Consider the following 12,580-nt stretch of genomic DNA (forward strand, 5'->3'; position numbering starts at 1 on the left):
TAACCATTCCTTACGGATCGCGGGCGTAAGCGTTCCCGTGTGGGGCGCACGAGGCGGCTCACAAAGGTCTGCTGCGATCGGGAAACATGGGACTGCGCGTGCAAGGCGCAGGCTGACTGCCTTATTGCCTGATTCAGGCGGAGAGGGATCCAGCGATCCCTGCTCCGCAATTAAATATGCTTATTGGCTGTGATTAAAAATCAGTGGCCGGTTTTGAGCTGAGCCCAAAGACGGTTTTCAAGGCGCAGAATGTCGCTCGGCATCGGTTTCATCAGCGTCATTTTGCTCAGCACGTCATCACCCGGATAAACGGTGGTGTCCTGCGCGACGCCCGGCGTCACGAACTGGCGTGCGGCCTTGTTGGCGGTCGGATAGAACACTTCATTGGTAATCGCGGCGTTGACCTTCGGATCTTCGATGTAGTTGATCCACTTCAACGCGGCTTCAGGGTGCGGTGCATCCTTCGGGATCACCATCACGTCAAACCACAAAAGGCCGCCTTCCTTGACGTTCGAGAACTTGATCTGATACGAACGTTTAGCTTCGGCAGTGCGGCGGCTGGCAATGCCGACGTCGCCCGACCATGCTACGGCGACGCACACGTCGTTGTTGGCGAGGTCGTTGATGTAACCGGAGGAGTTGAACTGGGTGATGTACGGGCGGACTTTCTTCAGCACTTCGAAGGCGGCCTGGTAGTCGGCCGGGTTCGTGCTGTTCGGGTCCTTGTGCATGTATTGCAGCACGGAGGCGAACACGTCGACGGCCTGGTCGAGGAACGACACGCCGCAGCCCTTCAGCTTGGAGAGGTTGGCCGGATCGAACACGAGGGCCCAGCTATCCACCGGTGCGTCGGCGCCGAGAGCCTTTTGCACGGCCTGCACGTTATAGCCGATACCGTCGGTGCCGTATGCCCAAGGCACACCGTACTGGTTGCCCGGATCGGCGTCGGTGATCATCTTCATCAGAACCGGGTCGAGATTCGCCAGGTTAGGCAGCTTCGATTTGTCGAGCTTCTGGTATACGCCGGCCTGAATCTGCTTGGCCATATAGTTCGAGGTCGGCACCACGATGTCATAGCCCGAACTGCCAGCCAGCAGCTTGGCCTGCAGCGTATCGTCGCTATCGTAGTTGTCGTACTTTACGTGGATGCCATCCTGCTTCTCAAAGTTCGGAATCGTGTCTTTGGCAATATAGTCCGACCAGTTGTACACGTTCAGATCGGTGTCGGCCGCAAGCGCCGGTGAGACCGACAGCGCTGTAAAGCTCGTAACGGCGAGAAGCGCGGCCCCCGCGACCGCATGACGAAGATGACGTCCAGTATGACTAGCGCTCATGACTTTTTTTCCCTTGAAGTTAAAGTCCCGGTATGAGCGCGTGTCGTGATGCGCCCATGCCGGAAAAGAACTGCCGTTACGAAATTCCGAGTTGTTGTGCGGTCGCGTCAATGGCCTTTTTCGCCTTCGATACGATCTCGTCGATTTCCTGCTTCGTAATCGCGAGCGGCGGCGACAGCAGCATCCGGTCGCCGGTGGCGCGCATGATCAGATTGCCGTTGAAGCAGAAGTCGCGGCAGATCGTGCCGACCTCGCCTCCGTTGGCAAAACGCTTGCGCGTTTTTGGGTCCTGCGCGAGTTGCAGGCCGGCCACCAGCCCGACACCGGCGATATCGCCGATGATCGGATGGTTCGCAAAGGTGTCGCGCAGTTTCTTCTGGAAGTACGGGCCGGTATCGGTCTTGACGCGCTCGACGATTTTTTCGTCGCGCAACAGCTTCAGGTTGGCGACGGCCACGGCGGCTGCGACCGGATGGCCGGAGTAGGTGAGGCCATGATTGAAGTCGCCGTTTTCGATAATCGCCTTGGCCACGCGATCATGCAGACCGACTGCGCCCATCGGCACGTAGCCACTTGTCAAACCCTTGGCGAGCGTGATGAGGTCCGGCTCGAACTCGAAGTGCTGATGCGCAAACCATTCGCCGGTGCGACCGAAACCGCCGATCACTTCGTCCGCGACCAGCAAGATGTCGTACTTGCGGCAGATGCGCTGGATTTCCGGCCAGTAGGTGGACGGCGGGAAAATCACGCCGCCTGCCCCCTGGAAAGGCTCACCGATAAACGCGGCGACATTCTCCGCGCCGATCTCGAGGATCTTTGCTTCGAGCTGCTGTGCACGGGCGAGGCCGAATTCTTCCGGCGTCAGATTGCCCTCGGCCTCGCCGAAGTAATACGGCTGGTCGATATGAACGATGTTCTCGACTTTCGACGGCATCTGCTCATGCATGTAGCCCATGCCGCCCAGCGTGCCGCCGGCGATTGTCGAGCCGTGATAGCCGTTCCTGCGCGAAATCACGTACTTCTTCGCGTGCTTGCCTTGCGTCGCCCAGTATTGATGAACGATGCGCAGCACGGTGTCGTTGCCTTCCGAACCGCTGTTGCAATAGAAGAAGTGGTTGAAGGGCGCCGGCGCCAGTTCCGCGAGCAGCGCGGACAGTTCGATCACCGGCGGATGCGTGGTCTTGAAGAAGGTGTTGTAGAAGGGCAGTTGCTGCATCTGCCGGTAAGCAGCGTCCGCGAGTTCCTGGCGGCCGTAGCCGACGTTCACGCACCACAGGCCCGCCATGCCGTCGATTATCTGATTGCCTTCGGAATCCCACAGATACACGCCCTTCGCCTTGACGATCACACGGCTGCCGGACTTGTTCAGCGACCCCATGTCCGAAAACGGATGGATGTGGTGCGCCGCGTCGAGCGCGCGATATTCCGCAGTGCTGCGTTGTTGCGAAACCTGTGCGGCTGCGGCCGGCTGGGTCGGTTGCACGTATGCGACTTCTTCGGTTCTGTAGCTCATATTGCCTCCAGTTGTTCTCTTTGCCTGGGCGCGTCTTAAACGTGGAGCAGCAAATGCCGGCGTTCCCACGAACTGATCACGCGGAAGAACGCTTCGTATTCGGTTTCCTTCAGTGCCAGATAGGCCTTGACGAATTTCTCGCCGAGCACTTCGGCGATCGGTTCGCACGCGCCCATCAGCGTCAAACCCTCTTCGAGATTGCGTGGTAATTGGTAGGGCAGTTCGTAGCCGTCGCTGATCAGCGGTTCGGTGGGGCGCAGACCTTGCGTCATGCCGAGGTAGCCGGCCGCGAGCGTGGCGGCAATCGCGAGGTACGGATTGCAGTCGACGCCCGGAATGCGGTTTTCGATGCGGCGCGCAGCCGGTCCGGAATGCGGAATCCGGAAGCCCACCGTGCGGTTGTCGTAACCCCATGCCACATTGATCGGTGCCGCCATGAAGCGAGACAGCCGACGGTACGAGTTGATGTACGGTGCGAAAATCGGCATCAACGCCGGCGTGTATTTTTGCAGGCCCGCGATATAGCCGTCGAACAGTTGTGTGGGCTTGCCGTCAGGGCCGGTGAACAGGTTGTGCCCGCTTTCCTCGTCGATGAGGCTCTGATGCATGTGCATCGCCGAGCCCGGCTCGTTTTCCATCGGCTTGGCCATGAACGTCGCATACATTTTGTGACGCAGCGCAGCCTCGCGCACGGTGCGCTTGAACAGGAACACGCTGTCCGCGAGCTTGAGCGGATCACCGTGCATGAAGTTGATTTCCATCTGCGCCGCGCCGACTTCGTGAATCAGCGTGTCGACTTCGAGCTCCTGAATGTCGCAGTACTCGTAGATGTCTTCGAACAGCGGATCGAATTCGTTGACCGCTTCGATCGAGTACGCCTGGCGGCCCGTCTCCGGACGCCCGGTCCGGCCGATCGGCGGTTGCAGCGGCAGATCCGGGTCCTTGTTCATGTCGACCAGGTAGAACTCGAGTTCCGGCGCGATAACCGGTTTCCAGCCACGGGCCTTGTACAGTTCGAGCACCTGACGTAGCACCCGGCGCGGCGAGATGGCAACCGGCGTACCGTCGAAGTGCACGCAATCGTGAATCACCTGCGCGGTGGGATCGACTGCCCATGGGATCAGGCGAATGGTTGATGCATCGGGAACGCAGACCATGTCCGGATCGGTGACGCCGGTGAGCGTTCCGTCTTCCGGATAATCCCCCGTGACGGTCTGGATCATCACCGCTTGCGGCAGGCGCATGGATTCGCCGGATTCGAACTTGCTGCGCGGAATGATCTTGCCGCGTGCGATCCCGGCCATGTCGGGAATGATTGCTTCGATCTCGGTGATGCGGTGTTGCTTCAGAAATTCGTCGATGTCTTGCATGATTGTTCTCTCGGTTTTTTGCGCGGACCGGCTCAGGCGTGCGTGGCGGCGGTGGATGCCGCGCCGTGGCCGGCCCTGGTGCGCATTCGATCGCGGCATGCATCGCCGAACGCCCGGAAGATCGCGGTGGACAGCGCGTCGCTCGCGTGCTTCCACTCGGGGTGCCACTGCACACCCAGAGCGAAGGCGCGCGCATCCTTGACGCTCACCGCTTCGATCAATCCGTCCGGCGCAGTGGCTTCGGCCACGAGGCCGTTGCCCAGCCGCTCGACGCCTTGTCCATGCAAGGAATTCACCCGCGCCTCGTTCGCCCCCGCTGCGAGGCGCTGCAGCAAGCCGTCTCGTGTCAGAGCGATTGAATGCGACGGTGCGTATTGCACGTCCAGTTCGTCTTCCTTGTTCTCACGGTGGTCGTTGAAGCCAGCCACCGCGTGAACGCTTTGATGCAGCGTCCCGCCAAACACCACGTTCATTTCCTGAAAGCCGCGACAGACGGCGAGGACGGGCACACCGGCGTCGATCGCCGCGATGAGCAGCGGCAGCGTCGTCGAATCGCGTGCGGCATCGTGCAGCGTGCCGGGCGCACTGGCGTGGCCGCCATAGTGGTGCGGTTCGACATTCGAATAGCTACCGGTAAACAGCAATCCGTCGACCGCCTCAAGAATCTCGGCGGTGGCCTGACGGTTGCCGAGCGCGGGCAGCAGCATCGCCAACGCCTGTGAGCCTTCGACGACAGCGGCGATGTACTTCTCGCCGACCGTGTGCGACGGGTGCACTCCCATCATCGTTCTGTCGGCCGTGACGCCGACCAGAGGTCTGGTTCGCATGACTAATTGAATGGACGTGTTTGTTACCCGCGGGATGCGGCATGAACAACGTTAAAACAGGCGCGGCACGATTCCGCAGCCGTGCGCAGGGCGCAAAGCCACCAGAAGTGCAGGCGGAGGTCGTTAGCGGACCATGCCGCGCGTTGCTATCAGGGAGACCGTTCGATTCAGCCTGTTATCTGGCGCGACTGATGAGGCATGCGCAGGCAACAGGCGAAACAGCGCGTGCATAAGCGCACACGCCAACTAAGGCGCGCTCAGGCAACAGGTGAACCGAACGGTAAAGGGAGGGAGGCGCTACGGCAGCAGCGAAGCAACCTCGTCCGTGCGCACGGCTATGAAAGCGCGCGCAGAGACGGAATTGTGACGTCGGACGGAACGGCGGGACAGGATCGTGAAGACGGACAGGAAGCGGCGAAACGCAAGGCTGCCGTTGCTGCCGTCGGCGATGGCGCCTTCAGGACGAAGACATCTCGCCTGACTGCGTTCCCACCTAACCAAAGGGCCTCGGACTCTCACGATTACACTCGACTAGCGACGTTGAAAGTATTGAACGCCTCGCCCAGGAAACGCACCGTGCGTTTAAAGAAACGTGACGCGGGATGATCGCCGGGTATCCTCGCGAACCAGAATAAACCCGGTTCGCTGCGTCGCAATACACTCGGTTGAGCGTCTGTGACGTGGGCATGACGATCGCCTGTGAACCAGCATATACGAGCCAAAATTGCCGTCAAATCATTTTTATACAAACTTTATCAGGGCTTACCCGAGGCAATAGGCCGAAACCCGTGGGTTGGGTATGCTCGTTGCGATACTCAGTATTTCGAATTGCTCGCAGGGTTTTCCCCAGCAGCGGCGGCGTTAAAGTGATTAGAATATTCAACACTCGCGAGTGTCATGCACGACCCTTGCCTGGTCCCTGCCTGTTTCTTAAACCGGTTCATCCACTCTGAGAGTGCAGCGATGTCCATCGAAGTAGCGACCCGCTTGCAGTACATCCGTAAGAAGAATGGCCTGTCTCAGCGCGAGCTGGCCAAGCGGGCAGGGGTCACTAACGGCACCATTTCGTTGATCGAACAAAATCGCGTGAGTCCCTCGGTCGGGTCGCTGAAGAAGCTGCTCGAATGCATCCCCATGAGCCTCGCCGAGTTCTTTACGTTCGAGGTCGAAGCGGACCGCTCTGTGGTGTCGCGCCGCGCCGACATGCCGAATCTCGGCAACGAGTCGATCGAGTTCTATCTCGCCGGTGCGGGCGTGAAAGACCGCAACATGGGCATCCTGCGCGAGGTCTATCAGCCGCTCGCGGACACAGGTCCGGAAATGCTGGTGCATACAGGACACGAGGGCGGCGTGATCGTCAGCGGTCAGATGGAATTGACTGTGGACGGTGCCACGTGGCTGCTCGACCCTGGTGACAGCTACTACTTCGAAAGCCGCCTGCCGCACCGTTTTCGCAATCCCAGCGCGGAACACGTCTGCGAAATCGTCTCGGCGAATTCCCCACCGAGCTTCTAGACATTCCGCGTCAACATCGTTGCGACGCGCGTGATGGCTGCAAGGGCGGTCCTCACGTTGGACGTCGAACGCATAACATTGAGGCATCCTGATGGAAAAGACTCTGGCTTACTGGCAAGACAAGGCTGCAACGCTTTCAATCGAAGGCCGCGCGTTTATCGACGGCGAATATCGCCACGCGTCGAGCGGGCGCACCTTCGATTGCCTGAGCCCGATCGATGGCAAGCTGCTCGTCAAGGTGGCCGATAGCGCCGCTGAGGACGTGAACGCAGCGGTCGCCGCGGCACGCCACGCCTTCGACTCGGGTGTGTGGTCCGGGCTGAATCCGCGCAAACGTAAAGCGATACTGCTGCGCTGGGCCGGCCTGCTGCGCGAGCATCTGGACGAGCTATCGTTGCTCGAGACGCTCGACGCTGGCAAGCCGATCGGCGATACGACTTCGGTGGACGTGCCGGGCGCGGCCTATTGCGTCGAATGGTTTGCTGAAGCGATCGACAAGATCGGCGGCGAAGTAGCGCCGGCCGACCATCATCTGGTAGGGCTCGTCACGCGTGAGCCGATCGGCGTGGTGGCGGCGGTGGTGCCGTGGAATTTCCCGATCCTGATGGCGTCGTGGAAGTTCGGCCCAGCGCTGGCTGCGGGTAATAGCGTCGTGCTAAAACCTTCCGAGAAGTCACCGCTGACGGCGATTCGTATCGCGCAACTCGCGCATGAGGCAGGTATTCCGGCGGGCGTGTTCAACGTCGTGCCAGGCGCGGGCGAACCGGGCAAACTGCTCGCGTTGCATCCCGACGTCGATTGTTTGGCCTTCACCGGCTCGACCAACGTCGGCAAGCTGATCATGCAGTATGCGGGTCAATCGAATCTGAAGCGCGTGTGGCTCGAACTCGGCGGCAAGTCGCCGAACATCGTGATGCCCGACTGTGCCGACCTCGACCGCGCCGCGAATGCTGCTGCGGGCGCGATCTTCTACAACATGGGCGAGATGTGCACGGCGGGTTCGCGCCTGCTCGTGCATCGCGACATCAAGGATGCGTTCCTCGACAAGCTGATCGCCGCTGCGCGCAGTTATACGCCGGGCAATCCGCTCGACCCGAAGACCTCGATGGGCGCGATTGTCGATCAGGTGCAACTGGACCGCGTGCTGAGCTATATCGAGGCGGGTCGTGCGGAATCGAAGCTGCTGCTCGGCGGCGCTCGCGTGAAGCAGGAGAGCGGTGGCTACTATATCGAGCCGACCATCTTCGACACTCAGGTGGATGCTAAAATTGCGCGTGAAGAAATCTTCGGACCGGTGCTGTCGGTGATCACGTTCGACACAGCTGAAGAAGCCATCAGGATTGCCAACGACAGCGAATACGGTCTCGCCGCCGCAGTCTGGACCTCCAACCTCACCACCGCTCATGAAATGGCGCGCAGCTTGCGGGCGGGTACGGTATGGGTCAACTGCTACGACGAAGGGGGTGATATGAACTTCCCGTTCGGCGGCTACAAGCAATCGGGCAACGGCCGTGACAAGTCGTTGCACGCACTGGAGAAGTACACCGAGCTGAAGTCTACGCTGGTGCGGCTGCGCTAAAGGATTCGCAAGCCAGCGTGGCGGTGCGCAACTGAAGCACCGTCGCGTTCCCAATGAATCCGAAGCCGGGCGATACGCGCACAACCTCAGGAAAACCGCGCGTGTTGCCGGCATGTTTTATCAGGTCATCCCATGACTGAACTCCTCTATGGCGACGGTGCAATCCGCCGTCCGTCCCTCTACGGATCCTCGATCGAAAATACCTACGCGGGCGTGCTGTCGTTTATGCGACGCAAGTACACGCGCGAACTTGCCGGGGCCGACGTGGTCGTCTCCGGTGTGCCGCTCGATCTGGCGACCACCTTTCGCTCCGGCGCGCGTCTTGGTCCAGCCGCGGTGCGGGCGGCTAGCGTGCAGTTATCCGAGTTGCATCCCTATCCGTGGGGTTTCAACCCGTTCGACGATCTTGCCGTGACCGATTACGGCGACTGCTGGTTCGATGCGCACAATCCGATGACCATCAAACCGGCCATCGTCGAGCATGCCCGCACGATTCTGCGATCGGATGCGAAGATGCTGACGTTGGGCGGCGATCACTACATCACGTATCCATTGCTGATCGCCCACGCCGAGAAGTATGGCAAGCCGTTGTCGCTGATCCATTTCGACGCCCACTGCGATACCTGGGCCGACGACAGTCCAGACAGCCTGAACCATGGGTCGATGTTCTACAAGGCGGTGAAGGACGGCCTGATCGATCCGAAGACGTCCGTGCAGATCGGCATTCGCACGTGGAACGACGACTTCATGGGCATCAACATCCTCGATGCCGCGTGGGTGCACGAGCACGGCACGCGGGCGGCGGTGGAGCGGATCATGTCGATTGTCGGCGAACGTCCCACGTATCTGACCTTCGATATAGATTGCCTCGATCCGGCCTTTGCGCCGGGCACGGGCACACCGGTGGCCGGTGGCTTGTCGTCCGCTCAAGGGCTCGCCATCGTGCGTGGCCTGGGTGGCGTGAACCTGATTGGCGCGGACGTCGTCGAAGTGGCCCCCGCCTATGACCATAGCGAGATCACAGCGATCGCAGCGGCGCACATTGCGTGCGATGTGCTGTGCCTTTGGCGGCAGCGCAAGGTAGCCGGCACGCGTTGATGTTGTAGAAGCGGTGCAACCGGCGTTAGCTCGCGGAGGACGCTTCGCGAGGCTGACGCCGGCCTTCGAGCAGGCCAAGCGTATAGATGGCGAGCGCGCCACTTGCGAGCGCGAGTTGCCACATCAGCATGTCGCTGCCGAGTGCATTCATTGCGAAGCCGGCGAACAACGGGCCAGCAATCGAGCTGATCGTGAAGGTTAGCGAAACCAGCCGCATGTTGCGCGTCAACGCGGCTTTGTCACCGCTTGCGGCGGAAAACATCCCCAGCGTGATAAATGCGCTATTCATTCCGCCAAGCAACACTGCGCTTGCAGATAGTAGCCACGACGCGGGCGCGGCCAACGCAAACGAAACGACTGCGAGGGCGCTTGTTGCAGCGCAGACGACGACCGCGGCAGCGAGACTGGCGCGCTGGGCGAACCAGCCAACAGGAAACTGCAGCGCCATTCCTCCGATACCGAAGCAGGTGAGCAGGGTCGCTGTTTGCGTCGGATTGAGCCCACGTCCCTCTGCAAATAGCGGAAAGAGACCGTAGAGCGCGCCATCGCCAAGACCACCGAACGCCACCACGACCATGCCGAGACAGACAAGCGGGCCGATTGCCGTGGCCTTGGTGGCCCTGGTACGGTTGACAGCGGAGCGCCGGGCGGACAATTGAGGTTGCGACGTTTGCTTCTGTCCTTGCGCCGTAGTTAGAACGTGCTGATCCGGCTGGAAATAGCCTGAGGAGCGTGAAGCGGTACGGCCGCTCGGGTCGGAAGCGGTCAGCCATAGCGGAATCGCAGCGGCGAACGTGAACGCGGCCCCCGCGACAAAAGTGATCACGCCGTCGACTGCATACCAAGCAGAGAGCGCGGGCCCGATCACGCCGGCCGCCGCGATCAGCGCTTCATGAATACCGACTACCCGGCCGCTCGCTTGCGCGGGCACGAGGCGATAAAGCCAGGTTTCATTGGCAATCCAGCGCAGGCCGATGCCGAGTCCGGTCAGCATGCCGGGGATCAGCCACCAGGGCCACGCAAGCCAGCCTATGGTCGCGAACGCGCCGATACTCGCGGCAAGCCCTAGCGTAACGGTCGCCTTTGCGCCGATTCGCTCTGCCAGATGAGGCGCCGCCAGCAGTCCCGCCACCATGCCGGCCCACTGCGCAGCGGAAAACAAACCGGCGCGCGGCGCATCGAGGCCGTGATGCGCCAGCCAAACCGGCAACACCATAAAGCCCATCCCGAACTGACCGATCTGCGCCAGCGCGGACACGGCGGTCAGCGCACCAATCGCATGCCAGCGCACGGGCGTGGCGGAAGTCATGAGTCGCTCCGCTCGGGCATCGGCAAGCCCTGTTCGCGGCATTCAACCGGGCAGCCTGCTTTGAGGCAGGGGCCGTCGTCGCACAAGCGACATAACTGCATCGCATGCGCGGGGTCGCGGGTTTCATGCCAGAGAATCTTGATCAACAGGTCTTCAAACACGGCGCGCTCGTCGTCATCGAGTCGGCCCACCACGCGCTGCAGCATACGTTCGCGCGCCGTCTGCATGCGCTTCGCTTCGCGCCGGCCTGCGGCAGTCAAAGCGAGCGCCACGGCGCGTTTGTCGGCACCGGGCTTCTTCTCGATCAGACCCGCCTCAACGAGACCCGCCACCGCGCGGACTGCCGCCGGATGCGATAGATCGACTGCATCGCGCAACACTTCAATAGACGAATCCGGGTATTGGCCGACTGCATTGAGCATCGCGCGCGCCGTGGCGCCAGCGAGCGCGGCCACGGTGTTCTGCGCGTTCATCTCATCTGTCACCAGCAGGGCGAGCACGCCGAGCAGGTTTTCTGTGCGCTGCGTCATGGCTATGTCTCAATGTGTGCAGTCTGCATATATGCATGATGCACATATCTAGGCGACGATGCAAATTTATTTTTGACGCGCCGGCGCAGCTTGAAGCCACCGCTTAAGACCGCCGCTTAAGCCCGCTATGCGCGTGTCGCCGCAATTACATCGGCCACGCCCGCCGCGGTCGCCGCTGAAAGCGTCCAGCCAAGATGTCCGTGTCCCGTGTTATAGAACACGCCGGGCAAGCGGCCTTTGCCGACCTTCGGCAACATGCTGGGCAGCATCGGACGCAAACCGGCCCACGGGATGACGCGTGACGTATTCACCTGTGGAAAACAGCGGCGCGTCCATTCAGTGAGCGGAGCAATCCGCTCGGCGCGGATATCGCGATTGAAGCCGTTGATTTCGGCCGTGCCGGCCACGCGAAAACGGTCGGTGCCAAGGCGGCTCGTGACGATCTTCGCGCTGTCGTCGAGCAGGCTGACCCAGGGCGCGCCTTGCTGGCTCGCGGCGTCATCGAGGCAGACGGTGATCGAGTAGCCTTTGACGGGGTAGATGTTGACGCGGTCGCCGAGCATCGATGCAAATGCGCGGCTCTTGACCCCGGCGCAGACGACGATCTGCGCAAACGTCTGCTGAAAAGGCTCGCCCGCTTGCGTCGCGGCGACGCTGAAGGTTCCGGCGGGGTCGCGTGTGATCGAGTTGATCTCCGTGTCGTAGCGGAATTCGACGCCGTGACGCTCGCACGCCTGCGCGAGGCCGCGCGTGAACTTGTGGATGTCGCCGGTCGAATCGGATGGCGTGAAAAAGCCGCCGTGAAAGGTGCCGTCGAGCGCCGGCTCGATTTGGCGGATTTCGGCCACGCTTACCGGGTTGCGATCGAGTCCGCCTTCGTTCAGCAGCGTATTCACCTTCGCGGCCGCATCGAATTCCTTGCGAGTCTTGTAGACATGCAGAATGCCGCGCGTTTCCAGATCGAAATCAATCTGCTCGCGCGCTGCAATCGAAAACAGATGCGCGCGCGCGGCAATCGCCAGCCGCACGGTTTCGATGGTGTTCGCACGATAGTTCGGTATTTGCCGCAGAAATTCGCCCATCCACGAGTACTTGTGCCAGCTCGGCAGCGGATTGAGCAGCAACGGCGCATCGCGAGTCAGCATCCAGCGGAGGCCTTTGACGATCGTGGCGGTGCTGTTCCAGACCTCGGCGTTGCTGACCGACAACTGGCCGCCGTTGGCGAATGAAGTTTCCATCGCGGCATAGCGGTGGCGTTCAAACACCGTAACGTTGAAGCCGCGTTGCGCGAGGGCGTAAGCAGTCGTGACGCCGGTAATGCCGGCGCCAATAATGGCGATGCGTGACATGTCATGGTCCAGAGTGAGTGAGCAGGGCCGTTTCCGGCTTCCATGCCCCATCTGTCCATGTACCTGAGAGTTTCTTTCTGCGCGCATCCCGTTGCCGGGTGGGCGGAAATCCCCTTCGGTGGGCGCGTAAAGCGCCGCTCTCCAGATGTTCCGGCT

General features: G+C 61.1%; 11 protein-coding genes and 1 riboswitch. Of the genes, 3 read left to right on the forward strand and 8 right to left on the reverse strand.

Annotation, left to right across the window (positions count from 1 at the left end):
- Positions 1–200: 200 nt before the first annotated feature.
- The 5 genes from P3T40_RS14845 to P3T40_RS14865 form a co-directional block, all read right to left on the reverse strand.
- Positions 201–1,334: a polyamine ABC transporter substrate-binding protein gene (locus P3T40_RS14845; protein WP_429268473.1), complete on the reverse strand. Its 1,134-nt coding sequence runs from the start codon at positions 1,332–1,334 to the stop codon at positions 201–203.
- A gap of 76 nt (positions 1,335–1,410) precedes the next feature.
- Positions 1,411–2,847 carry an aspartate aminotransferase family protein gene (locus P3T40_RS14850; protein WP_429268474.1) on the reverse strand — a complete coding sequence of 479 codons (1,437 nt, stop codon included), beginning with the start codon at positions 2,845–2,847 and terminating at the stop codon, positions 1,411–1,413.
- 35 nt (positions 2,848–2,882) lie between these two features.
- Positions 2,883–4,217, reverse strand: a complete 1,335-nt coding sequence (locus P3T40_RS14855; protein ID WP_429268475.1) for a glutamine synthetase family protein — start codon at positions 4,215–4,217, stop codon at positions 2,883–2,885.
- Positions 4,218–4,249: 32 nt separating this feature from the next.
- The gene (locus P3T40_RS14860) at positions 4,250–5,044 is read right to left on the reverse strand and encodes a gamma-glutamyl-gamma-aminobutyrate hydrolase family protein (protein ID WP_429268476.1); all 795 of its coding nucleotides are present in this window, start codon (positions 5,042–5,044) and stop codon (positions 4,250–4,252) included.
- A gap of 297 nt (positions 5,045–5,341) precedes the next feature.
- Positions 5,342–5,563, reverse strand: a complete 222-nt coding sequence (locus tag P3T40_RS14865; protein ID WP_429268477.1) for a hypothetical protein — start codon at positions 5,561–5,563, stop codon at positions 5,342–5,344.
- 444 nt (positions 5,564–6,007) lie between these two features.
- Here P3T40_RS14865 and P3T40_RS14870 point away from each other — a divergent pair, with 444 nt between their 5' ends.
- The 3 genes from P3T40_RS14870 (at position 6,008) to speB (ending at position 9,236) form a co-directional block, all read left to right on the forward strand.
- On the forward strand, positions 6,008–6,559 hold the full coding sequence (locus P3T40_RS14870; RefSeq protein WP_429268478.1) for a cupin domain-containing protein: 552 nt from the start codon (positions 6,008–6,010) through the stop codon (positions 6,557–6,559).
- Positions 6,560–6,650: 91 nt separating this feature from the next.
- Positions 6,651–8,138: an aldehyde dehydrogenase gene (locus P3T40_RS14875; RefSeq protein WP_429268479.1), complete on the forward strand. Its 1,488-nt coding sequence runs from the start codon at positions 6,651–6,653 to the stop codon at positions 8,136–8,138.
- A gap of 132 nt (positions 8,139–8,270) precedes the next feature.
- Positions 8,271–9,236 (forward strand): agmatinase, encoded by a 966-nt coding sequence (speB, locus tag P3T40_RS14880; RefSeq protein WP_429268480.1) that lies wholly within the window; start codon positions 8,271–8,273, stop codon positions 9,234–9,236.
- 25 nt (positions 9,237–9,261) lie between these two features.
- Here speB and P3T40_RS14885 read toward each other — a convergent pair whose 3' ends face one another.
- From P3T40_RS14885 to P3T40_RS14895, 3 genes are all read right to left on the reverse strand, one after another.
- On the reverse strand, positions 9,262–10,545 hold the full coding sequence (locus P3T40_RS14885) for an MFS transporter (RefSeq protein ID WP_429268481.1): 1,284 nt from the start codon (positions 10,543–10,545) through the stop codon (positions 9,262–9,264).
- Positions 10,542–11,075 (reverse strand): MarR family winged helix-turn-helix transcriptional regulator, encoded by a 534-nt coding sequence (locus P3T40_RS14890; protein ID WP_429268482.1) that lies wholly within the window; start codon positions 11,073–11,075, stop codon positions 10,542–10,544. The genes P3T40_RS14885 and P3T40_RS14890 overlap by 4 nt, the downstream gene beginning before the upstream one ends.
- A gap of 125 nt (positions 11,076–11,200) precedes the next feature.
- Positions 11,201–12,424 carry a D-amino acid dehydrogenase gene (locus P3T40_RS14895; RefSeq protein ID WP_429268483.1) on the reverse strand — a complete coding sequence of 408 codons (1,224 nt, stop codon included), beginning with the start codon at positions 12,422–12,424 and terminating at the stop codon, positions 11,201–11,203.
- A 41-nt stretch (positions 12,425–12,465) separates the two neighbouring features.
- Positions 12,466–12,579: riboswitch (glycine riboswitch) on the reverse strand.
- Between the last annotated feature and the right edge of the window lies 1 nt (position 12,580).

The organism is Paraburkholderia sp. EB58 (genome assembly GCF_050436665.1).
Classification (GTDB): Bacteria; Pseudomonadota; Gammaproteobacteria; order Burkholderiales; family Burkholderiaceae; genus Paraburkholderia.

Excerpts from the sequence above, each read along its gene's own strand:
- P3T40_RS14885 (WP_429268481.1), bottom strand. The coding sequence starts at position 10,545 with ATGACTTCCGCCACGCCCGTGCGCTGGCATGCGATTGGTGCGCTGACC.
- P3T40_RS14875 (WP_429268479.1), top strand. The coding sequence starts at position 6,651 with ATGGAAAAGACTCTGGCTTACTGGCAAGACAAGGCTGCAACGCTTTCA.
- P3T40_RS14895 (WP_429268483.1), bottom strand. The coding sequence starts at position 12,424 with ATGTCACGCATCGCCATTATTGGCGCCGGCATTACCGGCGTCACGACT.
- P3T40_RS14860 (WP_429268476.1), bottom strand. The coding sequence starts at position 5,044 with ATGCGAACCAGACCTCTGGTCGGCGTCACGGCCGACAGAACGATGATG.
- P3T40_RS14890 (WP_429268482.1), bottom strand. The coding sequence starts at position 11,075 with ATGACGCAGCGCACAGAAAACCTGCTCGGCGTGCTCGCCCTGCTGGTG.
- P3T40_RS14845 (WP_429268473.1), bottom strand. The coding sequence starts at position 1,334 with ATGAGCGCTAGTCATACTGGACGTCATCTTCGTCATGCGGTCGCGGGG.
- P3T40_RS14855 (WP_429268475.1), bottom strand. The coding sequence starts at position 4,217 with ATGCAAGACATCGACGAATTTCTGAAGCAACACCGCATCACCGAGATC.
- P3T40_RS14850 (WP_429268474.1), bottom strand. The coding sequence starts at position 2,847 with ATGAGCTACAGAACCGAAGAAGTCGCATACGTGCAACCGACCCAGCCG.
- P3T40_RS14870 (WP_429268478.1), top strand. The coding sequence starts at position 6,008 with ATGTCCATCGAAGTAGCGACCCGCTTGCAGTACATCCGTAAGAAGAAT.
- speB (WP_429268480.1), top strand. The coding sequence starts at position 8,271 with ATGACTGAACTCCTCTATGGCGACGGTGCAATCCGCCGTCCGTCCCTC.